Below are 24,829 nucleotides of genomic sequence, written 5' to 3'. Positions count from 1 at the left end.
GCGGCGGCTAATTGCCGGCTTCGTCGACACTCGTAAAGGTTGCGCTGTCCTGATATTTCCGGATAATGGACACTTCAACCCGGCGGTTCTTCGCCCGGCCTGCAGCCGTTGCATTGTCCGCGATCGGATGGTATTCGCCGTAGCCGATCGGCATGAAGCGTTTCGGATCCAGCGACGAGTTCGCCAGCAATATCTTCATGAATTGCAGCGCGCGGTCCGAGCTCAGATCCCAGTTTGACGGGTATTTGCTATTGGAGATCGGAACATTGTCGGTATGACCGGATACGATAATTTCATAATCCGGGAACTTTTGAAGCATTTGCGAGATGGCCTCAGCCAGCTTGCGGGCCTCCGGCTTCACGACAGCTTCCCCTGACGGGAACAGCGCGTTGTCGCGAATCGTCAGCACGAGCTGGGAATGGTTGAGCTTGGTGCTTAGCTCGGAGGTCAGCCCGTTATTTTTAATATAATTATCGATCTGCTTCTTGAGCTGCTCCAGCTCCTCTTGCTCCTGACGCATCAGCTCAGCCCGTCGTTGGTCGGCAGTCGGTGCGGGAATGGTGGGTGCTGTCGCTTTATGATCCTTAACATCAGGGGGATCGTCGCTTGGCTGGGTCTTGCTGTAATCCAGCACGCCGGTACCGCCCGTTAGGGCAATGCTGAAGGCCTCGCTCATCTCCTGGAATTTGCGCGCATCGGTCGCGCTCATGGCGTAGAGCACAAGGAATAACGCAAGCAGGAGCGTCAGCAAGTCGGCATAAGGGAGAAGCCAGGATTCATCAGCATGCTCTTCGTGCGGCTCGTGTCTAGTCTTCTTGCTCACTAGAACCAGCCTCCCTCTCATCAAGCTGAGCACGCTCGGACGGTGTCAGGAACACGGACAGCTTCTGGTTAATGGCGATCGTGGACACACCCGACTGAATGGACAGCAGGCCCTCGACCATCATAAGGCGGATTTCCACCTCGCGTTTCGACAGACGCTTCAGTTTATTTGCAATCGGATGGCAGATAACATAACCTGTAAAAATACCAAGCAGGGTGGCAATGAACGCAGCACCGATCGCGTGGGCCAGCTCGCCCATGTCTTCCATGTGGCTAAGGGCTGCGATCAGACCGATAACAGCGCCGAGAACCCCGAGCGACGGAGCGTACATACCGGCCTGGGAGAAGATCAAAGCCCCGGAACGATGGCGCTCTTCGGTGGCATTGATGTCTTCCATCAGCACGTCGCGGACGAATTCCTGATCGTTGCCGTCGATGATCATCCGCATGCCATTGCGCAGGAAGCCGTCATCAATTTCTTCGACTTTGGTTTCCAGGGCAAGCAATCCTTCACGGCGAGTGATGGAAGCCCATTCCATAAACAGCTTGATCATATCCGTCTTGTCCATCAGCTGCTGCTTCACAAAGGTCATTTTGATCAGCTTGGGAATTTTCTTCAGTTCCGAAAGAGGGAAACCGATGAATAAAGTTGCGGCAGTTCCGCCAAGAATGATTAAGTAAGCTGCCGGATTAATCAAAGACGCGATGGAGGCACCCTTGAGGATCATGCCCACCAGCACCGCGATAAGCCCGAGAATCAAACCTATAAGTGTTGAAATTTCCATGCTACACCTCATCCGTGAGAAATAAATAACGAATCCATTCGTTTTTAGCGGCTCTTGCGGCGAACCGCGCGCCTTTACGGGGCGTTATCCTATTTATCGTCAGATCGGGCTTTTTTTTTTAGTTGTAATTTCCGGTATAATAGAAGGAAGAGTAATCGAAGCTTAGCATGGCAGGAAGGAGTGATGGAGATGGGCGTAAAGCACGGAAGGGATTACGGCGAAATTCTGACCGAATTAACGGAAGCCGTTGGGCGTATTCCTGACAGCTATGTCTTCTTTGAAATGGATCCGGAGGATTGGGGCAGGCTGGAGGATGCCGAGCAGGCCGAGGTTCATGAGGCGCTGGCGGAGGATCTGTTCTATGCCTTGGGCACAGAGCCGGTCATTACGGTCGGCAGCGGGGTTGTCATGCATGATCGGATGAATCATCGGATACATATTTTGATCGGTGAGGAAGAGCTGGCATTCGTAGCGCTCGTGTAAGCCAGGCAGGTTATCAAGGAATGAAGCATGGAATAAAATAGATGGAAAGAAGCCCTAAGGACGTAACAATCGGCTTATGAAAGGTTTTTTTCGGGGAGGAATATAATGATGCTTTATACGCAGCAGGAAGTGGAGGCTCATCTAGAGAAGCTTGAAGGCTGGGAATTTGAACAGGGGAGATGGATTGTACGAAAGTACACCTTTTCCTCCTTCATGAAGGGAATCGCCTTTGTTGATGAGGTGGCAGCGATTTCGGAAGCTTTCGGACATCACCCCTACATCACCATTGATTATAAAACGGTGACGCTGCGCCTGACGTCATGGGATGACGGCGGAATAACGGCCGTCGACATCAAGGAGGCCCAGCAATTTAACGAAGTTTATGAGAAGAGCCGATCCAAGGATCTGAAGGATCCGGAATAGGCAATGTAGATTCGGGCAGCTGCAGAAGCGTTAGGCCCGAGAATTAAAAAACACGCTTGGATCCAAACAGCAGTCTGGGGATCCAAGCGTGTTTTGCGTAATAAGAGCTGATGGATTATTTTTTCTCAGCAAGGTAGAGCGCGATGTTTGCAATTTCCTCAGGCTTCAGCTGATCCTTAAAGGAAGGCATTCCTTTACGTCCCTTGGTAACTACGTTAAAGATTGCGTTCGCATCCATATGTCCGCCTACTTGATTCAGAGCCGGACCTGCACCGCCCTGGAGCTGATCGCCATGGCAGGAGATACAGCTGGCTTTCAATGTAGCTTCAGCCGCAGCGGCATCCAAAGTAACCTCCGGCATGGTTGGCTTCTCTTCCTGCGCCACCTGCTCCTTGCCTGGAAGCGTAAACATCAGCGCAATAGCCAACGCACATGCGACGAAGAACAGTCCGCTCATGATCCATTTTTGCATCGTCATATCGTCCTTTCTATGTATACTGCACTTTTGCACTTGTCTTCATTATAAACCAACATCCTTACACATCATAGCCAGTTGTGACAAAAAAAGCAATGTTCAAGCCTGCCTTCATAAAAAGTACACAAAATTGTACTTTTTCATATAGACAAGACTACTATTCCTCATTGGCCATCGGGTCATACACCATGCAATAAAAAGGCGCCATGCCCGTCGGCGTAAGGCGTTCGTACGTATCGGCAATGTAAAAGCCAGCCTTCCGGTAAGTCCGGATAGCCCGTTCATTCCAGGTAAGCACCTCAAGATCAATCTCGTCCGAAGGACGGCGCCGCTTCGCCTCATCCACAATTGCCTGCACGAACCGTTTACCCATTCCCCGGCCGCACCAATCAGGCCGCATGCCCAGGCCTAGACGCGTAACGCCTGCCATAGGGAATAGCTGGGCAAACCCCCAGAGCTGATCCTGCTCATCCAGCACGGACAGGTATTGCTGCAGGCGGATGCCGGGATCCCCGAATTCCACCCCTAGTCCCTTCATCTGCTCCCAAGGAAGAAAGCCATATATATTATAGGGCGGGGGATAGGACCAGGTGCAAATTTCAGCGGCATGGGCTTCCTGCATGACCACGGTATGAAACGAGGGTAAATTCGCCTCCATGTAAATACTCCTCTCATTCAAAACAATTCCGTTAGAGAGAGAATACATGCTGCTGAGCGGGATTGCAAAGATAATAGCGCAGGGGGAAACGAAACTGAAGCTAAAAAATTTTCGATTGTTTATTCGTATTGCTGTTTAGGTTAATTCTGGAAGGGTAAATAAAATGTAAGCGCTCGGATTGGCCGAATCTTGTTGGTGGCTTTGAGCATACAGAATGAAAAAATATTTTTGGATTTTCCGAAAAACATAGAACTTTTCCATGGCCTGAAACGTTATAGAGGTATAGACGAAAAATTATAGAAAAAAAGCCGCTGGGTGAGATCGGCACATCTCATGCTCCAGGGCTTATGGACATTCAGAAAAATTACGGTACAGTCAATTAATTGTAGTTCACGGCAAGGGACTTGTACGTGCTTTGGCTCATGATTCTCTTCGCGCCTACATAACGCTTCGCGTAGTAGCTCTGGCTGAGCGGGCTAACGATGACGCCGCGCGAGGAGGAAGAATGGGCGAACTTCCCGCCACCGACATAAATGCCAACATGGGAAACGCCTCTGCCGGAAGTATTAAAGAATACGAGATCCCCGGCCTTCAGGTTGCTCTTCGATACCGCGGTACCTACCTTGTATTGTGCTGCAGAAGTGCGCGGCAGGGTGAGGCCCAGCTTCTTGTAAATATAGCTGGTGAATCCGGAGCAATCAAAACCCTTTGTAGTGGTTCCGCCGGTTTTATAAGAGACACCGATGGTTGGTTTGATAACGGTATTCAACTTGGAATCCGCGAAAGCGCTACCGGTTCCAATCGTGAGCGCAAGGGCCAAGCCTAAAGAGATGGCTGTTAACTTCTTCTTCAAAACAAAAAGCTCCTTCCATTGCCTGCGAGGTTAGCTTAAGGGTTCGGTTGAAGGTCCCCTATGATCCCTCTCTAGCGAGATCAATTCACCCAAAACGGATCCCCCGCTTCCCGTATGAAGACGGGAATTCGGCTTTTAAAAGATGTCGATGTACCCAATATGACGTACCAACATGTTAACATGATGACAATAGTTACAATAAAAATGACAAAGTTGTTACTAACATATTCGTTATTTTAGCAGAGTATTAACAATTTGGCAAACGAGGAAAGTTGTTTTTTTAACAAAAATCCCTGTCCACATTGAAGTGGGACAGGGATTTTGTATAAATATGGGAGGGGAACGTTGAGGATTCCGGTTGGATGGGAAAGTTATCGTTCGAAATCTATCCTTTTCGGAGGCTGCTTTAGCTTCCGGTTACAACCTTTTTACCACATTTAAACGATGAATGGTTGTTAATGAAATGTAACTTTTGTAACCGTTATGGATTTGAAGCTACGGACGCTCTCCATAAATGATATTGGGAAGAAATTCCCCATATTTGGAAGAGCCCGTTCAGGAAATAGGAGGCTTGCTGAATGATGAGTCCGATTAATCCCGCCCAGAACAGGGACGCCGAGCTGAACAGCAGGAGAATGACAAATGCGGCTCCACCAACAGAAATGGACAGCAGTACAGCCGTTCCCAGCTTGCGTATGAGCGCCGTGACGGATGCGATCATACCGAGCTCTCCGGTATGCCCGAACTGCATATACAGCAGCACAAGGCGAATAACATAGGTATAGAGGAACCAGGCCGCCGCGTAAGGCAGCACCCGGAGCAGCTGGGAAGGCTCCTGAATGGAGCCGAGCAGTGCCGGAAGAGCCTTGGGAATGATCCAGTAACCCGGCGCAACCGTAAGAACAAGCTCGATGAGATAGAACACCGTTACCGATTTCCAATGCTTCCGCATGCCGATGAAGAAGAACAGACCGCGTTCGCCACGGGCCTCCTGATGGAGGTTGTAGAAGATGCCGGAGCGAATCAGCGGGGTAAGCACCATGCGGACGAGGAGCAGAGCGGCAAGGATCCAGCCGTAGGTATGAACCGTATTGCTGAGCGACAAGCTCATTTCGCCCTCATAGAAGAACAGGAGGCGGCTCAGCTCGTTAGGAGCCGGATCCGGGTACCGCATCAAAAGCGGGACGACGGCGGATTTCACGAGCCTGTACAGACAGTAGCCCCAGAGAAGACGGTACAAGAACAGTAGAATGGAGACGTATAATTGATCTTTAACACTGATCCAGCCTTGGCCTGCATAGCTTTTCATGTGCTCCCCCCTCACCACGACATGCTGCCGAACAGCGTCTCCACGAGCTTGGTAATACCGAGATTCCAACGTGTAACGACTTTCGGATCCATGCCAGCCTTCATATAGTTATTCATGTGTTTATTCTCCAGCATGATGGTATATTTCGGATCCACCATGGCCCAGGCGAGCGGTGTATGGTATTCCAGCGTATAAGTTACTTTGCCGTTCTTGCCGCTCCATGTTCGCTCAACAAGCTTGCCATCCTCAAAAGCGAACACAATCGGCACATCGGTAACATCGCCGCCCTTGCTCGTGATGTTTACGGTCGAAACAAACCGTGGGTGCGCTTGTGAGCCTTTATTTTTGGTTTTGATCTGGTCGATCGCGATGTCAGCCATTTGGCTGCCGTAAACGTACTGATCGAAATACGACTGCCATGAGGACTGGGTAACCTGTTCAACAACCTTCTGGAAGTCCGTCGTTGTCGGATGCTTGAAGCGGAATTTTTTGGCGTAGGTCATCATGATTTTATCCATCGTCTTGGATCCGACTTGTCGCTCGATGCCCTGGAGCACCAGCTTGCCGCGTGTATAGACGTTGAGTGCGTAATTTTCATGCGAGCTGTATTTCCAGGACTCCATCTTAAGCGGTTCAGGCGACGTAATGGATGCGCCTTGCGCTGCGGTATTGGATGTAATTCCGTACTGCTTCTCCATGACCTTCTCCTCGGCATAGGAAGCAAAGGCCTCGTCCAGCCATGCCTCTTCGAATTCGTTATTGGCTACGATGCCGTAGAAATATTGGTGGGCGATTTCATGGATGACGGTCCGCTCCAGCTCATATCCGGGCGAGTCGTTATTGGCTCCGAAGGCGGTGACGAGCGTCGGGTATTCCATGCCGCCTGCACCGTTGCCGGAATAAGGCGGGACAACGATGGATAATGTGGAGTACGGATAGGAGCCGTACCATTTGCCGAAAGAGGACAGCGCCGTTTTGGCTGTATCAAAATAACGCTCCTTCAAATCCTTATGAGCAGGATCAAGGTACAGCTTGATCCGGACGCCAGGGATACCCGGAGCGGAGTAAGCCTCTTCCGCCGTCACGAAGTTCGGCGAGGCGGCCCAGGCGAAGTCATGCACGTCATCCGCATAGAATTGGTAAATTTTCTCGCCATTTGCTTTCTGCGCAGGCTTGGTCGGGAACCCGGTAGCGGCTACGATATAGTCCTCGGGTACACGAATCCGAACGCTATAGATGCCGAAGTTCGAGTAAAACTCCGAATTGCCGTGATACTGATGTAAGTTCCAGCCTTCCTGGGTTCTTTCCCGCGTGCCGGCAGGCTCGTATACCGATATCTTGGGAAACCACTGGCCAGCCATGACAAAATCCTCGGTCCGGCCCATGCGCGCGAAAATCTTCGGCAGCTCTACCTCAAACTCCAAATGCAGGGTTATACTCTCTCCGCCTTTTACAGGCTTGGGCAACCGGAGTTTGGCAAGACTTTGATCTTTGATGTTCCCGTCATCCGGCTGAACAAACTGCAGTCGTTGCGTCAGGCCCAGGCCCTCGGTCGTTTTCACGTTCGTAATCTTCATCGACCCATAGCCGTTCTCGGGCATCGGATCGGATCGAAGCCTGCCTCCGGACTCCTTCATGAACGTCGTTTCATCGGATGCAAAGGCGTTCGGGTATAAATGGAAGTAGAGCTCATTCACGCTTCTTTTGCCAGGATGGGTCCAGGTGACGGTCTGCTTGCCTTTCAGCTTGTTTTGTTCAGGCTCGTACCTTACATCCATGTGGTATTCGACCAGCCGGTCGCTAAGCGCAGGGGCCGGTGCATCAGGCTGAACCTTTGGAGGTGAAAGCGGGGCCTTCTCCACGGCAGAGACGGAGGGCTTGCCCCCATTCGGAGCAAGCGCCGACAAGGAGGACCCTTGATTAGAAAGAAATATTGGCATCGATCCTGCAAGCAAACCCAAGGCGAGCAGGGATGATAGAAAGACTTTGGCACGTGGTGGGACCATATCGAATAACCTCCCGTTGACAAGCATCTACAGCATGTATATGTTTGCTTTTGGAGGATTATTAGTTAAAATAAAATTATTGGGACAAAGGTAGTTACGATGCAGCCGACAGGCTTTGTCGGCTCTGATATAGGAGGTTTTGCGGCAATGGAGAACGGGAGTCAGGAACAGGGCGCTAAGAAACAGATCGCGCTGAACATTATTAACAGCAAGAGCAAGCATAAAGGGTTCGGTGCAGGATCGATTGATTTGAACAGCCTTTCGCCAGTCATTATCGATAATGGCGAGGCCAAGGTGGATATTGGGGCCATGCATGCAAAGAGCAAGGTGGAGCGGGGCATCCGGTTTACGACGGACCGGGACGAGGTGCCTAATGGCCGTCAGGTGTGGATCGTATGGGTAGCGGTGGACCGCACGGCTGAAGGGCAGCATTACGCCGGTGCGACCGCTTGCGAAATGTGGATCGATCAGGAGGCGCGCAAGGGCTGGAAAATCCTCGCCGATCATGTGAACAAGATGGACGCTGCGCTAAAGCGCCGGATTATTCTGGACGGACTTGGCGATGTAGAGAAGAAGGCGCTGCGCGAGCTGCTGATTTCCCGCAATGAGGAATGGTGGAACGCATCCCCGGATGAATTCAAGGAAGCGCTTCGGACTGAGGAATAATTACATTGCCTTGAAAAGAAAGTTTTAGGATTAGAACGCGAAGAAAGACCGGTCAAGATTCGAGGGAGGAATCTTAACCGGTCTTTTTGTGCTGGCGTGTTTAGTTATCGGATTCATCAGAAGGGCAGAGCATATGTCAGATTGTTCTTGATATCGAGAAACGGATTTTCATATTGCAGCGTCAGCTTGCCGCTCTTATAACCGACAAACGTCAGACCATCACCGATGAAGCCCACCTCATTCGGCGGCATTTCCCCGATGGCCTTGATGCTTTCCTCATCCAGAATCTCAGGATAAATCAGCTCTGCTTTCGTGCCAATCGGGTTAACGATGTACAGGGTTGCCTTCGTATACGGCCGGACGAGCAGGAAGTCCTGTTCGATCGCCTCCACCGTGAAATCATCCTTTACGCCTGTAAGGGCGGCGAGATCATAGGTTTTGACCGTCTTGCCGGTCGGATGAACGAGCTCCAGCTTGCTGCCGTTCATCATGGCGATATTTCCTTTATAGCCGGTAACGTTCGGCTCGTAGTTAATGCCCGCGAAGTTGGCATTCTGGGTTGCGGCCGTTTTGATGATCTTCTGATCCCGAATGAGTACACGGTATCTAGCTTCATGGATATGCGGCTCTCCGTACGTGTTATAGATGTCGGCCACGTACGTATTGCCATTTACCTTATGCGCATCGATCTCAAGAATGTCGATATTTTCAATAGACACCTTGCCTGCTTTTACAGGAACCGTTCCTGCTTTCCCCATATAGAGCGTTCCGTTCTCCCGGTTCACCCAGAACAGCATGCTGCCCTTTGCCGTGTAGGCATATCCGGTTCCCGGGTTAAAGGTTGTTGCCAATCCGGATTTGGCATCATAACGAAGCGGGATGGTAAACGCTTTGGTAATCAGGCTGGCAGGGACGTAGGTGACCCCTTTCTTGATGACCGGCGCGGCCTCAAGCTTCAGCACGCTGCCTTTCGCATTCACGGCACGAGCCTGCCCGACCTTGATCCGGACGGATTCCTTCGGACTGTTAATGTACATCTGGTTCTTGCCAACAACCGTCAGCTGCAGCTGGAGCGATTCGGAAATTTCCTTCAACGGTACATATAGTACTTTATTCTTCGTAAATGGCTGATTTTTAAGATCAATCGTGTTCCACGCGGCTTTGGCCTCCGAGGCGGCTGCTGCTGCGGCATGCGAGGGTACGGTCGCGGCGGATGCTGCTAATAACAGCGTCGCGGCTAGGGAGGCGGTTCCGGCTGCTTTCATCCATTTTCTTGTGTTCATGATAGGTCTCCTCCTTTAATCGTTGGGTTAACTTTCTCCCATATGCATAAACGAGTCGGACATGGAAAATGTTTCATTAAAGAGCGAAATGATATGAAAAAAAATATATAGCCAGCCGAATTGCCCTGCTTCTAAGCCCATAAAAAAGAAGCTTCATCCTGCTGGATGAAGCTTCGAAGAGTGTTCGCTGTCACGACCGGGCTATCGGCTGGGATAAGCCCTCGGTTACGGATTCCCGATCCTTGCCAAGCAGGATGGACAGGCCGAGCAGGGTAACGATAATGGTTGCCCCCATATCCGAAATGATCGCGATCCACAGCGTCAGCCATCCGGGGATGGTGAGCAGGAGAGCAATCGCCTTCAAGGACAGTGAGATCCCAATATTCCATTGGATGATGCGGTTTACCCGGCGGGCCGTTCGGATCGCTCCGGGAAGCTTGCCGAGGTGATCCTGCATTAAGACGACGTCCGCCGTTTCGATGGCGCTATCGGTCCCCTTGCCCATGGCAATCCCGAGATCCGCCGCAGCCAATGCCGGGGCATCGTTGATGCCATCACCGACCATGCCGGTCTTCCGGCGGGAGGCCAGTTCCTTGATTTTGGATACCTTCTGTTCAGGGAGCAGGCTTGCAAAGACGCGGGTGACGCCGGATTGCTTCGCGATGGACTGCGCGGATTGTTCATGATCGCCGGTAAGCATAATCGTTTCGGTAATGCCGGCTTCGTGAAGCTTACGGACGACGTCCGCCGTTTCCGCCCGGATCTCGTCCGCCAGACCGAAATGGCCCAATACGCCGTCTTCGCTTACAGCCGCAACAATCGTATATCCCTGTGCCTTTAAGTGGGCAATATCTGCTTTGACGGCGGCCAGATCATTCCGGGCGCTGTCATGAATATGGGACAGAACATCCTCACTGCCGACCCAATACAACTGTCCGTTGATTCGGGCCCGGACACCTTCACCCGGGAGAACCGTAATATCCTGCGGATCACGGAACGTACACTGCGGCTGCTTGATTTCAAGATGCTTCATTACCGCTTTGGCCAGCGGGTGGAGCGATGCTTGCTCGATAGCCCCAACCACTGCGTAAAAGCGGTCTTGGTCGTAGACCGTCTCGGCATACACGGCTGGCTCGCCCTTGGTGAGCGTGCCGGTCTTATCGAAAGCAATGGCCTCCAAGCGGCCGAGCTGCTCCAGATGGATGCCGCCCTTGATCAGAATGCCGTTTCGGGCTGCCCGGGTCATGCCGCTGACGAGCGCAATCGGCGATGACAGCACAAGCGAACAAGGACATCCGACAATAAGGATGGATAGTCCCTGGTAGATCCACGTCATCCAGGGCTGATTCAACAGCAGCGGAGGGATCAGTGCAACGCCGAGCGCGATGATCATAATGGCGGGCGTATAGTATTTGGCGAACTTATCGATAAACAGCTCGGTCGGCGTCTTGCTGTCCTGCGCTTCCTGTACCAAGTGCATAATCTTGGCGAGGGAAGAATCCTCATATGCCTTCGAAATAGCGATATGGAGCACGCCGTCCGTGCTTACGCTGCCGCCAAAGACCGTATCGCCCACCCGCTTGGTTACGGGCACCGATTCGCCCGTAATCGCAGCTTCATTGACGGCTCCGGCTCCGCTGGCAATCGTACCGTCAGACGGAATTTTCTCGCCGGGCCGGACCCGAACTACGTCGCCGGGTTTAAGGGTTCCGATCGGCACGAGGACAGGCTCGCCGTCCCGCAGCAATTCCGCTTCCTTCGGCGCGGCCGCCAGCAGAGCTTCCATGGACTGACGGGCGCGGTTCATGCCGTAGCCCTCCAGCAGCTCATTGAGCCCGAACAGGATCGCGACCAGCGTAGCCTCCCGCCATTCGCCTATGATGACCGCACCGACGAGCGCTACGGTCATCAACGTGTCCATATTAAATTTGAAGCGGGTCAGATTTCTAAGGCCCCGAAGAAATGTTGTGTAGCCGCTAAGCAGCATGGCGCCCGCATACAGTGCGATCAACACGGGCTGCATGGTTCTTCCTTCCAATAGGAAGGTGAGCAGGTACAGCGCAGCCGAGATGCCGAGCAGCCATTTCATCTTCCGCGTGCTGTCCTGTGCGTGATCGTGGGCATGGTCGTGATCATGGCTGCGGTGTTCATGACCGGCCGCCCCGTGGTCGGAATGGCCGCCGGGCGATGCGGCTTCTTGGGAGGAAGATGACGGGGCTTGAACGATTCGTGCTCCATCGCTCTTCAAGATGCTTTCTACGCGGCTGAGATCCACATGAGGGGAGACAGTCAGCTTCCCGCTGTTATAACTCAGCCGGGCATTGTCGCCATGTTTGAGCTTCTGGATCTCCTCCTGCATTTCACGCGTGCAGTTCGGGCAGGAGAGGCCCTGTACGCGATATTCAACAAAGCTAGGACCATCCGTCTCTGGAGATGGCTTCGTTTGTGATTTTTGCATACCCATTTACCTCTTCTCCTTCTGATGCTCCAGCGTCATATGAAGCAGGGTACGGATGTGATCATCCACAAGCGAGTAATACACATTCTTTCCGGATTTTCGCGATTTGGCGATATCCTTGTTCTTCAGCGTTCTTAGATGATGAGAAGCCGTTGCCGTGGAGCAGCCGAGCAGCTCGGCAATATCGCAGACGCACAGCTCGCCTCCGCGGTCCAGCATATAGGCGACCTTCACCCGAGTAGGGTCCGCTAGAGCTTTGAAGATTTCCGCCATCCCCTGCACATCATTGTCGGACACCTGCTCGCTTAATACGGCAGCGACCCTGTCCGGTGAAGGGCACGTGATTTCACATAGCTCGGCGGAATTGTCTGCCGGTACGGTTCGGGTTTCCATATCCAATCGCCTCCTTGAAGAAAATGATTAGGGCTCTTATTCTTTATATTCAAACCGTCGTTTGATTGTTTAAACCTAATATACCTCTTTTTATTATTATATTCAAATGAATGTTTGATTGTTCCTGGGATTTCGCGTTCGGCCAGGGAAAAGCGCAAGCCTGATTTTTGAAAATCTGTGCCGTTAGGAGCAGGGCATATAGGTCAGAAAATCCTTCCATTTCCTTGGCGGCAAATTTATACTTAATAGCAAAAAGCGAAGTCCCTATGAAGTGAGCGAAGCTTGCCGGTGAGCGTTCCCCGTGCCCCCGGTGCAAGAATTGGGCCAGCGGCTCATCACAACCGTTATATCAGCATCATCTGTACCTGATCCTTCAATTGCAGAATCGTAAATAACAGGGAGGCATGCGTATGATGTGTCCAATATGCCGATACGAGACGGAAGAAGGGAAGTACTGCGAGCAGTGCGGAGCCCGTCTGATCATCGAGGATAAGGCCGTATTTACAGCGTTCAAAGAGCAGGCGGCTGCCTCGGAGGTATATGGTGTTCACCAGGGAAGCACAAGATATAGAGGCAGCTCCCAAGGTGAGAAGGAGATGCCTGTGTACATACCGCCTGACATTCCGTTTCATACCGCGGGACGGCAGCACGTAGAAGAGGAAGCCGTATCCAACCCTTATTGGGAAAGCATTAAGTTATACGGGCAAATCTACGGAGACTATGTGGTCAAGGGATTGAAGCATCCGATCGCATCCGCTTCCGCCACGGATGGCAGCCAGCTGCTTAACGCGACGGTGTCCATGCTGCTGTATGTTCTGTTTCTTCCGCTCTTGGGTTATGTTACCCTGAGCTTTGATGGAGCAATCCTGCAGAAGGGAGCTTTTATCCATCTGGTCCTGAAGCCGATGGGCTGGCTGGCGCTGTTTCTATTTTTGCTCAATGTATTTACGTTTACCGCCGTGAAGTTATCCAATCACCCGGGAGTTAGGCTGAAGGAAGCGATGGCAAGGTTCGGGACATTTCTGACCCCGTTTCTGGCCCTGCTCGTCATCAGTCCGCTATTTCTATTTATAAACAGCGACATTACAACGGTCATCCTGATTCTGTCGTTTGTCAGCACGGTAATCACGATCCCGGTGCTCGTCATGAACAGCTACAAGCGCAAAAAAACCGGCGGCTTGGATCCGTTGTACGCGATCCTGTTGGTCTATGCCGCAAGCCTGCTGGTGCTTGCTTTGATCTGGGATATATTCACCCGCTATTTGATCTCAAGCCTTTAGAAGGTATGAAGGTATATAGAGGGATCTAACTCAATTACATAGGAACACAGAAAAGCAGCAGGCGATGCCTGCTGCTTTTCTTATATATCGATGTGTCTGATTGTGATGGATGCTGCTAGAGCACACGGAGCTACGGAAGGCTTGGAAATACGCTAAAATGGGGCACTTTGCAGGGTTCGTGGCGTACGTTGCTTGGGGCCACATCAAAGGTAATCCGCTCGATAGGTTGTTCGTTTACTCCACCCACCAGCGCTTGAAGTCCTTCCACCAGGAGCGCTCTTCTTGCTTCTTGGCCGCTTTGGTCTGGTCCTCTTCCTTCGGCTGCTTCTCCCCGTCGCCGTGCTCGGCACAGTATTCCGTCGGCTCCGTTCCCTTTACGAATACCTCCAATACCTTATCCGGGCAATCGGGACCGGCCAGCATGCCGTTTTTCGGATCGACGTAGGCGCTGACCACCTGATCCGGAATGGGGAAAATTTTCGGCGGCACGTTCTCGAGGGCCTTCTCCGTAAAATTCGCAAAGATAGGCGCTGCGCGGTGGCCGTCCACTTTGCTGATCTCCCGGCCTTTATCGTAGCCGACCCATACGGCGGTGGCCAGCTCCGGGGTATATCCGACGAGCCATGCATCGGTATCGGTCGTCCCGGTTTTGCCCGCGACCGGACGCTTCATCAGGGAGGACACGCGGTTGCCGGTCCCGCCGTTCTCGAACACGCCTTCCATCATGCGGGTCATCACGTATGCGGCTGCCGGCTCCACGACCTGTTCGCCCGGATCCTCCGGAGCTTCGTAGACACTCCGGCCGGCGGCGTCCGTAATACGGAGCACCGCCACCGGAGCAATCCGCTTGCCGTTATTGGCCATAACGGCATAAGCGGATGCCATTTCCAGCGGACTGACGGGGGAGGTTCCGAGCGCGAGCGAAGGGACGGACTCGAGCGGGCTCGTGATGCCCATTTTTTTGGCCATGTCGACGACCTTGTCCGGACCGAGCTGCATGATGGTGTTGACGGCATAAATATTGTCTGACGCCGCGATGGCCTCGCGCATCGGAATTTCGCCCAAATATTTGCCCCCGAAATTGCTGGGCTGGTAGGTCTTGCGGTTGTTATCGTAATGAAACAGCGTCGGCTGGCTGTTAAATACCGTTGTGCTCGTCATTTCCTTAGAGTTGATCGCCGTCAAGTACATGATCGGTTTGAAGGATGAGCCGGGCTGTCTCGTCTTGGCCAAGGCGTGATTGTATTGGTTTTCGCGGTAATTTTTGCCGCCGACCATCGCTTTGATATGCCCGTTTCGCGGGTCGATGGACACCAGGGCGGTTTCCAGCTCGCTTTTGCTGTCCATCCCGCTGGCAACCGCCTCTTCGGCTGCCTGCTGGGCTCTTGGATCAAGCGTTGTGTAGATGTTCAGACCGCCTTGCTCCAGCTGCTCCTCCGTTATGTTAAGCTGCGAGGTGACCAGGCTTCGCACATAATCCCGGAAGTACGAGGCGATCACCTTGTTCTCTTGGCGGTCCTGAGGCAGTATAGCCAGCTTGGAAGAGGCGGCCCGGTCCGCTTCAGTCTGGGTGATGAAGCCGGTCTCCGCCATGGCGTTCAGGACGATGCGCTGTCTTTTGAGGGCATTATCCATATGGTTATATGGCGAATAATAGGTCGGCCCTTTCGGAATACCTGCTAGCAGGGCGCTCTCGGCCAAGTTCAGGTCTTTGGCGGATTTTCCGAAATACAGCAGCGATGCCGATTCGATACCGTAAGCACCGTGGCCGTAATAAATTTCATTCAGATACATTTCAAGAATTTGGTCTTTCGTATATTTCATCTCAAGCTGGGCCGTAAACTTCGCCTCCTTGAGCTTGCGGGTCCAAGTCTTCTCATGGGACAGGTACAGGTTCCGCGCAAGCTGCTGGGTAAGCGTGCTGGCTCCCTGCTTGCGGTCCATGTGACGCAGATTGACGAGCAGCGCCCGTGCCATGCCCTTCACGTCAAAGCCGGGGTGATCATAGAATTTCCGGTCCTCCACCGCCATGGTGGCCTGGATCAGAAGAGGAGAGATTTCGCTTAAGGCCACCTGCTCCGAGGTATGCCCCGTTGTCGAGAATGTGGCGAGCAGCTCGCCTTGGCTGTCGAGCAGCCTTGAGTACCTGTCCGTTTCCGCTATGGGCAGCGGCGTTATAAATAGATAGGCGAGCAGAATGCCGCCGGCGATGACCGATAAGCCAAGGAGTGCAAACAGAAATGCAGATAGCCGGACGAAACGACGTTTGCGCTTTTGCGGTTGTTTTTTGGATCCCGGCATGCGTGAAGCTCCTTCCTTCTCCAGGTGTAAGTCGGTGTTCTCCATCAAGGGCGGACCTACCGGACAAAAGCCGCTTGATGATTACCTTTTCTATACAGTATGGGGCGGGGAAGGGCAGGATATTCATGGGCGGGGCGGCAGAACCTTCCTTGTGCTTACCGCGTCCTAAGTTTTGGTTGCATTTTGGGCTTGATTTAATATAATACAATTTGTTTGGTACAATAGAAAAAGTGTGAAACTGTAAGCTCAAGGCATCTGCCCCGAATAAAGTTTTACGGCTTGGATCTGGACGGCTGAACATTATTCTAGCGGAAAGAAGGTAGAGACGATGGAATTATGGTTTACGGAGAAGCAAACCCCGACTTTCGGCATCACGGCGAAAATCCGGGAAACGTTTGTGCATGAGAAGACGGAGTTTCAACAGCTGGATATGATCGATACCGAGGAATTTGGACGTATGCTCGTCCTGGACGGCATGGTCATGACTACGATTAAGGACGAATTCGTCTATCATGAGATGGTCGCTCACCCTGCGCTAAACACCCACCCAAATCCGAAGAAGGTTCTGGTCGTCGGCGGCGGAGACGGCGGTGTCATTCGCGAAGTGATCAAGCACCCTGGCGTTGAGAAGGCCGTTCTGGTTGAAATCGACGGCAAAGTTATCGAATATTCGAAGCAGTATCTGCCTGAGATTGCCGGCAAGCTCGACGATCCGAAGGTAGAAGTGCTGGTGAATGATGGATATATGCATATTTTGGAGCACAAGAACGAATACGACGTTATTATGGTGGACTCCACCGAGCCTGTAGGCCCGGCTGCTCCATTGTTTGAGCGCGGCTTCTACCAAGGCATCTATGAGGCGCTCAAGGATGACGGTATTTTTGTGGCACAGACGGACAACCCTTGGTTTAAAGCCGATCTGATCCAAAAGGTCAGCAAGGACGTAAAAGAAATCTTCCCGATCGTCCGTGTCTACGGCGCGAACATTCCGACGTATCCAAGCGGCTTATGGACCTTCACGATGGGCAGCAAGACGTATGATCCGCTTGAAGTGGACGAGTCCCAAATTGCGGAGATGGATACGAAATACTATTCGCCACGCCTTCACAAGGCAGCGTTCGTGCTGCCTAAGTTCGTCGAAGATCTGGTGAAATAAGGAGGCCGCGGCAACTGATGAAACTTGATCAAGGTTACTCCGGCAACGTGTTTATTTTGAGCTCCGAGGATTACGCCGGATCCAAGGCGGTCATTTACGGCATGCCGATGGATTTTACGGTCAGCTACCGTCCCGGTTCCCGCTTCGGCCCGGCCCGTATCCGTCAGGCTTCGGTCGGCCTGGAGGAGTACAGCCCGTATTTGGATAAAAGCATTGAGGACATGACCTATTTCGATGCCGGCGACCTGATGCTGCCGTTCGGCAATGCCGCCCGCAGCCTTGACGTGATCGGCGACTATGTCGGCAAGCTGCTGGATGACGGGAAATTCCCGATCGGTCTTGGCGGGGAGCATCTTGTGTCCTGGCCGGTCATTCAGAAGGTTTACGCGAAGTATCCGGATCTGATTCTGATTCATATCGATGCGCATGCCGACCTGCGCGAGCAGTACGAAGGCGAGCCGTTATCCCACTCGACGCCGGTCCGCAAAGCGGCCGAGCTGATGGGCGGCAGCAACATTTACCAGTTCGGGATTCGTTCCGGCTCTCGCGAGGAATTCCAATACGGACGCGAGAACATTAATTTCTATCCGTTCGACGTGGCGGCTCCATTGAAGGAAGCCCTGCCGTCTATGGGTAACCGTCCGGTATACGTGACGATCGACATCGACGTGCTTGACCCTTCAGCCGCACCGGGCACCGGTACCGCGGAAGCCGGCGGCATTACCTCGAAGGAGCTGCTGGAAGCCGTGCACTTGATCGCAAGATCCGACGTCAACGTCGTCGGCTGCGATCTGGTGGAAGTGGCGCCGATTTATGATCCGACGGAACAGACGCAGATCGTGGCGGCGAAGCTGATTCGCGAGATGCTGCTAGGGTTTGTTTGACCCTCCCAAACCCTCCCTGCCAGGGAGGGCCCCGAGGGCGCTGCCCTCTGGACACCCGAAACTTGTTGGCGCCGAGTTAGGTAGGGTGCAGGATTGGAGCGGGGCTGGTGCGTGTGCACGGCCCTTCTCGGGCTCCCTTGCGGACCGCCCTCAGGGCCTTCTGGATGGTTGTGAGGCTGCCTGGGCTCCGCCATCACGGCAGCGTTTTTTTGAACAAGCAAGCCTCCTCCATCTCAGCCTATCGGCTGGCGGAGGAGGCTTGCTTGTTTGCGTGCGAGAGGCCCCCTCGTGTCGGCACCCCTGTCGGGGTAGCCTCGGGGGCCGAGGGGCTGCCGGGGCTTTGCAACCCGGCCGGGAGCGCCTCCAAGCGACCTCCGCAGCCTTAGCCTTCGGCTGTCGGCGTCGGACGCTAGGAGAGGCGGCCCGCCGCTCTCGGAGCATCCAGACGGGAGCGCCTCGAGCGCCTGGCCTGGAAGGCGTTCCGGGCTCCGCGTCCGGCCGCCCGGCAGGACGCGTCCGTGGCTGCGCCTGTGTGCCGCCCGTGCCCGTAATGCTGCCGTGTTCCAACGCGGCAGCGTTTTTTTGAACAAGCAAGCCTCCTCCATCTCAGCCTGTCGGCTGGCGGAGGAGGCTTGCTTGTTCGCGTGCGAGAGGCCCCCTCGTGTCAGCACCCCTGTCGGGGTAGCCTCGGGGGGCCGAGGAGCTGCCGGGGCTTTGCAACCCGGCCGGGAGTGGCTCCAAGCGACCTCCGCTGCCTTAGCCTTCGGCTGTCGGCGTCGGACGCTAGGAGAGGCGGCCCGCCACTCTCGGAGCATCCCTGACGGGAGCGCCTCGAGCGCCTGGCCTAGAAGGCGTTCCGGGCTCCGCGTCGGGCCGCCCGGCAGGACGCGTCCGTGGCAGCGCCTGCGTGCCGCCCGTGCCCGTAATGCTGCCGTGTTCCAACGCGGCAGCGTTTTTTTGAACAAGCAAGCCCCCTCCATCTCAGCCGATTGGCTGGCGGAGGAGGCTTGCTTGCGTTAGAGGATCTTGTCGATGCTAGCGTTGAGCCTAATGAAGAAGTGGACAGACTTATTCAAAATATTCCAAGCAGGCTTTCAGCTCTAGGTTGCCTGCTGCATTGGTTTATGATTGTCATGAAGAAAGCAGAGAAGATTTTGGGTAAGAAACTCGAACGGAAAAAATTCTCAATATTATGCAACTCTGAAGGATTATTAACGTTGTTATATATAATTGCAATTTTTTATTGTAAAAGGAGCTGTTAATTATGAAAAACAAAAAAAACGCACTCCTTATTCTGTTACTGCTGAGTGCATCTCTTCTTATTTCATGTAATAGCAACACTTCAAAAAAAACAGAACAAGAACTACCTGATAACACACCGACTAAACCGTTAATTTTCCAATTGAATGCTGAGGACATTTCAAGTGTTAGCATTTTTAATTTTGAGAGGAACCATGTGTCGGGTGAATTTCAAAAGAAGGATGACATAAAAGAATTAACCCAAATCTTAAATGATAGTTCTACTAATGTTGGAAACGTTACAGATGACTTATACCGTAAATTAATTATTCATATGAACAATACAGATACCCAGATATTGTTATTTGGCGGAAATGGAATCTATTTTAAAGATACAACAACACGGCATACTTATATGCTCGACCCCACCACTAAAACACAAACTTTAAATCAGTTGATAGATCGATTAGAAAAGGAATACTCAAATAGATAACATCTTCAGTTTCATGCGACAGCCCCCAGCATGAAGCCTGTGACCGAAGTTACGTATTTATCGGTTTACTACTTGTCCTTTATCCGGTATCTTATTTACAACGGAATTGTGGTATGGCAAGTGTCCAAGCGCAATGATGTAAAGTTGGTGCTGTATACGGGTGAGCAATGGACACCAAAAAGAGACGTGTTTGAGGCCGTGCTCCATTCGAACCAAGGCTTTCAATACGCGTCTCAGGCATACAACACACGATGAGAAGCCAGCGTCAAAGGCAGCCACTCTCGCAAAGCAACCTGCATGGATAACGTCTGTATTCGTTTTCAGGCGAAACTCAAACAGCGCGTGCTGTTTGGGTTTCGGCACGCGCTGGCTACTTAATTTTTTAGGGGTATGACCATCTCGATCCAGGCGTCAGATTTTTTATGTCTAAAGATAGATCACTAACATCTTCTAATTATTGGGGTCTACCGTTTTGACTGTACTGCTAGTATACATTGTAACCGCTCCGACATTAACCAGAGATGGTATTATTTTGGATGTATATCCCCAGGTTCCGCTTGGCATTGTATCGGTTTCTATATTTCCTCCAGAATGAACACCTATAATATGATTGCTGTTTTGTGCGCTAAAAACAATAGCTCCGCTATCACCGCCCTTACTGTACCCTCCACCTTGTTTATATATTGTAATCATATTGGTAAATGTAAAATAAGTTGTACCTTCTTTGTAATCCACACTTCCACTTGTAGATTGTACATTTGCACAAGTAACATTTGTAGACATTCCTGATTTACAGATAAGTTGTCCGACTAACGCTGTACTTGTTTGAGTATAGCTTTTGTCGTATTCAGCATTCGCGACGGGATTATAATAATACTTATTTCCGTATTTTTTATTCTTATTTGTAAGCAGCACAAGACCGACATCTGTACCGTTATCCTTATAACCAGATAAGTGTTGAGTTCCTATAGATGTTCCGCCTTGATACACAGTAGAACCTATATCTCTTATGCAATGTCCCGCCGTGACAATGAACTCTCTCGTATCTTTGGTCGCTATTCCTGCAGTGCTGCAAGTACCCTTAATTGATATCCCCCCGCCCATTTCCGTAAATGCATCAGTTCTTAGTTTATAAGGTATGTTTTCTGGTCTTTCATCAAATTCAATAAGACCGTTATACTCCTCATTCAGATTAACCATATAACTCTTTTCTAGATTCACACCCTCGGGGACACTGATAATGACCTTCTGTTTCTTTGTACTTACATCGGTTGATATTCCTCGAGGAATTGCTATACTGCCCGATTGAACTCGCTGTAAAATATCTCCTTGTATATTTATGAGGTCTTCCTTTGAATAACTGACACGTTGCACTTCAAGTAAATCACCCGGTAATATTTTTTTAATCTCTTCAATAAAACTACTAACCTTTACACTATCCTTAGCAACAGCAATAACGAAATGTGGGAACTTATCATTTTCAATATATATCTCTCCGTAAGGATTAAAATTTTCGGGATCTCCAAAGTGTTTAGCAATGATGTCAAAGACGGAGTCTAGATATTTCTTTTCAAACTCAAGTTGAAGTTCTTGTTGTGCATCCAATGGTAAGACTGTTTCGGCTTGATATTCATCATAGGACACTGTTTCCCCGCCCTCTGCAAATACTACAGCAGATTGGAAGATGAGACCCACAGTTAGAATAATTGGTAAGAATATTTTTTTCATCCAGAAATTCTCCTTTTACTTTTAATTATAAAACAGCGTAAATACCTTCCTACCCTCCCTTTCTATAATTCTCTTTTGATTGTTATCTTGGTGTGTTATATGTATAAACGCCAGTTTTTGTACACTAGTTACCTAATATTTGGATTTTTTCTAAAAAATAAATTTTTGGAAAAATAAAAATATCATCCTGAATTTCGAAAGCCCATAGCAGCAAGGTTAGCGTAGGAATCAAAGGGCCTTCTTAATGTAAAATCACAGTAGATTCCCCAGTGATATCGTTACGATTACAATCATGAAGGAGCCCTTCCCCATCCCAATGAAGGGGCATTGCGATTTCCATGTAAGATTGTGAAAGGATCATTTCAACTGAGCGACTCGGCGAGAATCCGTTCTTGGCTTCTTTGATGTAGTTTTCAAAGTAGCAGCGCTGATTGTAAAAGCGTCACAAATCAATCGGCTCCCATTCCGAATTCGTGACGATTGCTTCGTATTGCCAGTCGCTGTCGAAGACCAGTCGGCTTTGCCCGTCATCGAATACTTGGACCTTGCTGAGAATTGCCACCCGGCGCGTTTTCTTCCAGGACGTTGCTTTGTAGATCAGCGTGATGCCTTCGATGATCCAATCATCGTAGCGCTTCCAGTAGCGACATTTCTGAACTTCCTGCTCCAGCCGCTTTGTCCATTTCATTTTGCCGGCATAGCCGATCTTCCGGCTCTCGAGCAGGCTATAGAAGTCTTCGCCACCAAAACCCTTGTCGAATCAAGCTAGACGATTGGATGCTCGCCAAGCAGTTCAAATGTTTGCTTTCGAAATTTAGGCTCAGATAGATAACATCACCACATATTAATAGTAGGTCAGAGGATCGCCCGTGCCCGTAATGCTGCCGTGTTCCAACACGGCAGCGTTTTTTTGAACCAGCAAGCCTCCTCCATCTCAGCCTATCGGCTGGCGGAGGAGGCTTGCTGGTTCATTGCATATGTACGGTCACGGCCAACCGGTTTTGAAAGGGGAGAATCGCCAACCAACCGATCCTCCAGCGCATCAACAAATCCTCTTTTTCCGGTACTTCCTTCATTTGTTCGCCGGATCAATTTTATGAACCTGGAACTGCCGCAGTCTATGCGGATCTCCGGCGGGGTTTCCTCGATCTGCTCATTGCGTGTCGGATTGAACCGTTGTTCGGTTTGCGCGGTGGACGTTATGATTGGCGATACATTGACATGCTCAAAGCGAAGGGAGGTTTAATCACGATGGCAACCCGGTCAACCGAACTGAAACAGGATGGCGCGCCGCTGCCTCTCAAGGCGAGCGGAATATCCCGCAACCGGTACATTGCGAACATGCGCAAGCACTGGATGCTGTATCTCATGATTCTCCCCGGCATCTTGTTCTACGTCGTATTCAAGTATGTGCCGCTGGCGGGGAGCGTCATCGCCTTTCAGGACTATCAGATTTTTAAGGGCATTTGGGGAAGCCCTTGGGTAGGGCTGGATAATTTCGGATTTATTTTTACTTATCAGGATTTCTACAATGTGCTGCGCAATACAGCCGTCATCGCTTTATATCAGCTGCTGTTCGGATTTCCGGCACCGATCCTGCTGGCGCTGCTGTTTAATGAGATCCGGATCATGCTCGCCAAACGGGTGGTACAGAGCCTGTTCTATCTCCCTCATTTTCTGTCATGGGTCGTTGTGGGCGGGATCGTATTCGAGATGCTATCCAGTCAAGGCGTGGTGAACGCGGTTCGCGGCTGGCTCGGTTACGAGCCGATCCTGTTCATGCAGGAGGCAGGTTATTTCCGGACCATCGTCGTCCTGTCGTCGATCTGGAAAGAGGTCGGCTGGGGCACGATCATTTATTTGGCGGCTATCGCCGGCATCAATCCGAATTTATATGAAGCGGCCGTCATGGACGGAGCGGGTCGATGGAAGCAAACGATCCATATTACGCTGCCCACGATGTTCCCGACGATACTGGTGCTGTTCCTGCTGCAGATCGGCAATTTCCTCGAGCTCGGCTTTGATCAGATCTTCAATTTGCTGACGCCGATGACCTATTCGGTCGGGGATATCATCGAAACGTATGTGTACCGCGCAGGCGTGCTTCAAGGTCAGTACAGCATGACGACGGCGATCGGCTTGTTCCAGTCCGTCATCGGGTTTATCTTGTTGTGGATTTTTAACCGGTTGGCCAGAAAAACGGATCAGGGGTTGTGGTGATGAAAGCGACATTCGGAGAAAAAGTGTTTCAGACGTTGAATTATGTATTTCTGATCGCCGCCGCGGCGACGATGCTGTTTCCGCTGGTGCAGCTGCTGGCCGTATCGTTCAGCTCACCGGTTGCCGCCGATTCCAAGGAAGTGTTTCTGCTGCCTGTAGAATTTACGACCGCTTCATGGGAGCATATTTTGAAAAACCAAGGCCTGTGGACATCCTTCGGCATCACCGTATATATTACGGTCGTCGGGACGCTCCTCAGCATGCTGTTCTCGGTCATGACGGCCTATCCGCTGTCCCGCCGCGAGTTTCTGCTGCGCAAGCCGGTCATGCTCGGCATCGTGCTGACGATGATTTTCAACGCTCCGATGATCCCGTTCTTCCTGACCGTTCGCGAGCTCGGCATGATGAACTCGTTGTGGGCCCTGATCCTGCCGGGCCTGATCGGCACGTTCAATATGATCATCATTCGAACCTTTTTCATGGGCATTCCCGGCGAATTGGACGATTCGGCGAGAATAGACGGGTGCAGCGATTTCGGCATCCTGTTCCGCATCTACCTGCCCTTATCCAAGCCGGTCGTGGCGACAGTGAGCTTGTTCTACGCGGTCGGTTACTGGAATACCTTCTCCCGGGCCGTGCTGTTTATCCGCGATCCGGAGAAATGGCCGCTTCAGATGAAGCTTCGGGCGTATCTGCAGTCCCCGGAGGAGCTGGCCGCGGTCAATATGTTTCTGGGCGACTTCGATTTTAACACGACAACTTTGAAAGCGGCTACAATTTTATTTGCGACGATTCCGATCATTCTGGTGTATCCATATCTGCAAAAATATTTCGTCAAAGGCTCGATGCTCGGCTCGCTAAAGGAATAGGCCGGGCAGATCTTCGATATGAAATCGGTTCTAGGACCGGTTTGA

General features: G+C 51.5%; 22 protein-coding genes, 1 pseudogene and 1 riboswitch. Of the genes and pseudogenes, 9 read left to right on the top strand and 14 right to left on the bottom strand.

Features of this window, described 5'->3' with window-relative positions; all coding sequences use genetic code 11:
• Positions 1 to 7: 7 nt before the first annotated feature.
• Positions 8 to 823: a flagellar motor protein MotB gene (motB, locus tag NSQ46_RS29620; protein WP_007133237.1), complete on the bottom strand. Its 816-nt coding sequence runs from the start codon at positions 821 to 823 to the stop codon at positions 8 to 10.
• Positions 807 to 1,607: a flagellar motor stator protein MotA gene (motA, locus tag NSQ46_RS29615; RefSeq protein WP_007133238.1), complete on the bottom strand. Its 801-nt coding sequence runs from the start codon at positions 1,605 to 1,607 to the stop codon at positions 807 to 809. The genes motB and motA overlap by 17 nt, the downstream gene beginning before the upstream one ends.
• Before the next feature lie 189 nt (positions 1,608 to 1,796).
• Here motA and NSQ46_RS29610 point away from each other — a divergent pair, with 189 nt between their 5' ends.
• Positions 1,797 to 2,090, top strand: a complete 294-nt coding sequence (locus tag NSQ46_RS29610; RefSeq protein ID WP_007133239.1) for a hypothetical protein — start codon at positions 1,797 to 1,799, stop codon at positions 2,088 to 2,090.
• A 108-nt stretch (positions 2,091 to 2,198) separates the two neighbouring features.
• Positions 2,199 to 2,513, top strand: coding sequence for a 4a-hydroxytetrahydrobiopterin dehydratase (locus NSQ46_RS29605; RefSeq protein ID WP_007133240.1), 315 nt, complete (start codon positions 2,199 to 2,201; stop codon positions 2,511 to 2,513).
• Between the two features lie 115 nt (positions 2,514 to 2,628).
• On the opposite strand, the gene NSQ46_RS29600 is transcribed toward NSQ46_RS29605, so the two are convergent.
• From NSQ46_RS29600 to NSQ46_RS29580, 5 genes are all read right to left on the bottom strand, one after another.
• Positions 2,629 to 2,985 carry a cytochrome c gene (locus NSQ46_RS29600; RefSeq protein WP_007133241.1) on the bottom strand — a complete coding sequence of 119 codons (357 nt, stop codon included), beginning with the start codon at positions 2,983 to 2,985 and terminating at the stop codon, positions 2,629 to 2,631.
• Between the two features lie 160 nt (positions 2,986 to 3,145).
• Positions 3,146 to 3,646: a GNAT family N-acetyltransferase gene (locus tag NSQ46_RS29595; protein ID WP_007133242.1), complete on the bottom strand. Its 501-nt coding sequence runs from the start codon at positions 3,644 to 3,646 to the stop codon at positions 3,146 to 3,148.
• 379 nt (positions 3,647 to 4,025) lie between these two features.
• Positions 4,026 to 4,499 carry a C40 family peptidase gene (locus NSQ46_RS29590; protein ID WP_007133243.1) on the bottom strand — a complete coding sequence of 158 codons (474 nt, stop codon included), beginning with the start codon at positions 4,497 to 4,499 and terminating at the stop codon, positions 4,026 to 4,028.
• Between the two features lie 4 nt (positions 4,500 to 4,503).
• Positions 4,504 to 4,643: riboswitch (cyclic di-AMP (ydaO/yuaA leader) on the bottom strand.
• Between the two features lie 337 nt (positions 4,644 to 4,980).
• Positions 4,981 to 5,808, bottom strand: a complete 828-nt coding sequence (locus NSQ46_RS29585; RefSeq protein WP_007133244.1) for a hypothetical protein — start codon at positions 5,806 to 5,808, stop codon at positions 4,981 to 4,983.
• Between the two features lie 11 nt (positions 5,809 to 5,819).
• Positions 5,820 to 7,814, bottom strand: a complete 1,995-nt coding sequence (locus NSQ46_RS29580; protein WP_007133245.1) for a M1 family metallopeptidase — start codon at positions 7,812 to 7,814, stop codon at positions 5,820 to 5,822.
• Positions 7,815 to 7,961: 147 nt separating this feature from the next.
• On the opposite strand from NSQ46_RS29580, the gene NSQ46_RS29575 reads away from it, so the two are divergent.
• Positions 7,962 to 8,480: a YwhD family protein gene (locus NSQ46_RS29575; protein ID WP_007133246.1), complete on the top strand. Its 519-nt coding sequence runs from the start codon at positions 7,962 to 7,964 to the stop codon at positions 8,478 to 8,480.
• Positions 8,481 to 8,596: 116 nt separating this feature from the next.
• On the opposite strand, the gene NSQ46_RS29570 is transcribed toward NSQ46_RS29575, so the two are convergent.
• The 3 genes from NSQ46_RS29570 to NSQ46_RS29560 form a co-directional block, all read right to left on the bottom strand.
• Positions 8,597 to 9,763 carry a copper amine oxidase N-terminal domain-containing protein gene (locus tag NSQ46_RS29570; RefSeq protein WP_341034639.1) on the bottom strand — a complete coding sequence of 389 codons (1,167 nt, stop codon included), beginning with the start codon at positions 9,761 to 9,763 and terminating at the stop codon, positions 8,597 to 8,599.
• Positions 9,764 to 9,953: 190 nt separating this feature from the next.
• Entirely contained in the window at positions 9,954 to 12,227 is a 2,274-nt protein-coding gene (locus tag NSQ46_RS29565; protein WP_341034638.1) for a heavy metal translocating P-type ATPase, read from the bottom strand.
• A complete protein-coding gene (locus NSQ46_RS29560) occupies positions 12,228 to 12,614 on the bottom strand; it encodes a metalloregulator ArsR/SmtB family transcription factor (protein ID WP_007133249.1) in 387 nt (128 codons plus the stop codon).
• A gap of 410 nt (positions 12,615 to 13,024) precedes the next feature.
• Here NSQ46_RS29560 and NSQ46_RS29555 point away from each other — a divergent pair, with 410 nt between their 5' ends.
• Entirely contained in the window at positions 13,025 to 13,894 is an 870-nt protein-coding gene (locus NSQ46_RS29555) for a hypothetical protein (RefSeq protein WP_341034637.1), read from the top strand.
• Positions 13,895 to 14,128: 234 nt separating this feature from the next.
• Here NSQ46_RS29555 and NSQ46_RS29550 read toward each other — a convergent pair whose 3' ends face one another.
• On the bottom strand, positions 14,129 to 16,195 hold the full coding sequence (locus NSQ46_RS29550; protein ID WP_341034636.1) for a PBP1A family penicillin-binding protein: 2,067 nt from the start codon (positions 16,193 to 16,195) through the stop codon (positions 14,129 to 14,131).
• A 328-nt stretch (positions 16,196 to 16,523) separates the two neighbouring features.
• Here NSQ46_RS29550 and speE point away from each other — a divergent pair, with 328 nt between their 5' ends.
• Together speE and speB are read left to right on the top strand one after the other, a co-directional pair.
• The gene (speE, locus tag NSQ46_RS29545; RefSeq protein WP_077571076.1) at positions 16,524 to 17,351 is read left to right on the top strand and encodes a polyamine aminopropyltransferase; all 828 of its coding nucleotides are present in this window, start codon (positions 16,524 to 16,526) and stop codon (positions 17,349 to 17,351) included.
• Between the two features lie 17 nt (positions 17,352 to 17,368).
• Positions 17,369 to 18,235: an agmatinase gene (gene speB, locus NSQ46_RS29540; protein ID WP_341034634.1), complete on the top strand. Its 867-nt coding sequence runs from the start codon at positions 17,369 to 17,371 to the stop codon at positions 18,233 to 18,235.
• Between the two features lie 783 nt (positions 18,236 to 19,018).
• Here speB and NSQ46_RS29535 read toward each other — a convergent pair.
• Positions 19,019 to 19,204, bottom strand: a complete 186-nt coding sequence (locus NSQ46_RS29535; protein ID WP_144872835.1) for a hypothetical protein — start codon at positions 19,202 to 19,204, stop codon at positions 19,019 to 19,021.
• A gap of 295 nt (positions 19,205 to 19,499) precedes the next feature.
• Between NSQ46_RS29535 and NSQ46_RS29530 the strand changes: the two genes are divergently transcribed.
• Positions 19,500 to 19,967: a hypothetical protein gene (locus tag NSQ46_RS29530; RefSeq protein WP_007133157.1), complete on the top strand. Its 468-nt coding sequence runs from the start codon at positions 19,500 to 19,502 to the stop codon at positions 19,965 to 19,967.
• Positions 19,968 to 20,417: 450 nt separating this feature from the next.
• Here the strand turns inward: NSQ46_RS29530 and NSQ46_RS29525 are convergent, their stop codons facing one another.
• Positions 20,418 to 21,695, bottom strand: a complete 1,278-nt coding sequence (locus NSQ46_RS29525) for a S1 family peptidase (RefSeq protein WP_007133155.1) — start codon at positions 21,693 to 21,695, stop codon at positions 20,418 to 20,420.
• A gap of 379 nt (positions 21,696 to 22,074) precedes the next feature.
• Positions 22,075 to 22,499 (bottom strand): annotated as a pseudogene (locus tag NSQ46_RS29520) (transposase); the annotation flags it as partial.
• A 447-nt stretch (positions 22,500 to 22,946) separates the two neighbouring features.
• On the opposite strand from NSQ46_RS29520, the gene NSQ46_RS29515 reads away from it, so the two are divergent.
• On the top strand, positions 22,947 to 23,915 hold the full coding sequence (locus tag NSQ46_RS29515) for an ABC transporter permease subunit (protein WP_342575791.1): 969 nt from the start codon (positions 22,947 to 22,949) through the stop codon (positions 23,913 to 23,915).
• On the top strand, positions 23,915 to 24,784 hold the full coding sequence (locus NSQ46_RS29510; RefSeq protein WP_342575790.1) for a carbohydrate ABC transporter permease: 870 nt from the start codon (positions 23,915 to 23,917) through the stop codon (positions 24,782 to 24,784). The genes NSQ46_RS29515 and NSQ46_RS29510 overlap by 1 nt, the downstream gene beginning before the upstream one ends.
• Positions 24,785 to 24,829 lie beyond the last annotated feature (45 nt).

This window comes from Paenibacillus sp. FSL M8-0142, assembly GCF_038597315.1.
Taxonomy (GTDB): Bacteria; Bacillota; Bacilli; order Paenibacillales; family Paenibacillaceae; genus Paenibacillus_AQ; species Paenibacillus_AQ lactis.
Note: the sequence above shows the minus strand (reverse complement) of the source record. Positions and strands in the feature narration are given on the sequence as shown.

Excerpts from the sequence above, each read along its gene's own strand:
- NSQ46_RS29580 (WP_007133245.1), bottom strand. The coding sequence starts at position 7,814 with ATGGTCCCACCACGTGCCAAAGTCTTTCTATCATCCCTGCTCGCCTTG.
- speB (WP_341034634.1), top strand. The coding sequence starts at position 17,369 with ATGAAACTTGATCAAGGTTACTCCGGCAACGTGTTTATTTTGAGCTCC.
- NSQ46_RS29550 (WP_341034636.1), bottom strand. The coding sequence starts at position 16,195 with ATGCCGGGATCCAAAAAACAACCGCAAAAGCGCAAACGTCGTTTCGTC.
- NSQ46_RS29605 (WP_007133240.1), top strand. The coding sequence starts at position 2,199 with ATGCTTTATACGCAGCAGGAAGTGGAGGCTCATCTAGAGAAGCTTGAA.
- NSQ46_RS29565 (WP_341034638.1), bottom strand. The coding sequence starts at position 12,227 with ATGGGTATGCAAAAATCACAAACGAAGCCATCTCCAGAGACGGATGGT.
- NSQ46_RS29595 (WP_007133242.1), bottom strand. The coding sequence starts at position 3,646 with ATGGAGGCGAATTTACCCTCGTTTCATACCGTGGTCATGCAGGAAGCC.
- NSQ46_RS29585 (WP_007133244.1), bottom strand. The coding sequence starts at position 5,808 with ATGAAAAGCTATGCAGGCCAAGGCTGGATCAGTGTTAAAGATCAATTA.
- speE (WP_077571076.1), top strand. The coding sequence starts at position 16,524 with ATGGAATTATGGTTTACGGAGAAGCAAACCCCGACTTTCGGCATCACG.
- motA (WP_007133238.1), bottom strand. The coding sequence starts at position 1,607 with ATGGAAATTTCAACACTTATAGGTTTGATTCTCGGGCTTATCGCGGTG.
- NSQ46_RS29530 (WP_007133157.1), top strand. The coding sequence starts at position 19,500 with ATGAAAAACAAAAAAAACGCACTCCTTATTCTGTTACTGCTGAGTGCA.
- NSQ46_RS29510 (WP_342575790.1), top strand. The coding sequence starts at position 23,915 with ATGAAAGCGACATTCGGAGAAAAAGTGTTTCAGACGTTGAATTATGTA.
- NSQ46_RS29555 (WP_341034637.1), top strand. The coding sequence starts at position 13,025 with ATGATGTGTCCAATATGCCGATACGAGACGGAAGAAGGGAAGTACTGC.
- NSQ46_RS29610 (WP_007133239.1), top strand. The coding sequence starts at position 1,797 with ATGGGCGTAAAGCACGGAAGGGATTACGGCGAAATTCTGACCGAATTA.
- NSQ46_RS29570 (WP_341034639.1), bottom strand. The coding sequence starts at position 9,763 with ATGAACACAAGAAAATGGATGAAAGCAGCCGGAACCGCCTCCCTAGCC.
- NSQ46_RS29600 (WP_007133241.1), bottom strand. The coding sequence starts at position 2,985 with ATGCAAAAATGGATCATGAGCGGACTGTTCTTCGTCGCATGTGCGTTG.
- NSQ46_RS29515 (WP_342575791.1), top strand. The coding sequence starts at position 22,947 with ATGGCAACCCGGTCAACCGAACTGAAACAGGATGGCGCGCCGCTGCCT.
- NSQ46_RS29560 (WP_007133249.1), bottom strand. The coding sequence starts at position 12,614 with ATGGAAACCCGAACCGTACCGGCAGACAATTCCGCCGAGCTATGTGAA.
- NSQ46_RS29525 (WP_007133155.1), bottom strand. The coding sequence starts at position 21,695 with ATGAAAAAAATATTCTTACCAATTATTCTAACTGTGGGTCTCATCTTC.
- NSQ46_RS29575 (WP_007133246.1), top strand. The coding sequence starts at position 7,962 with ATGGAGAACGGGAGTCAGGAACAGGGCGCTAAGAAACAGATCGCGCTG.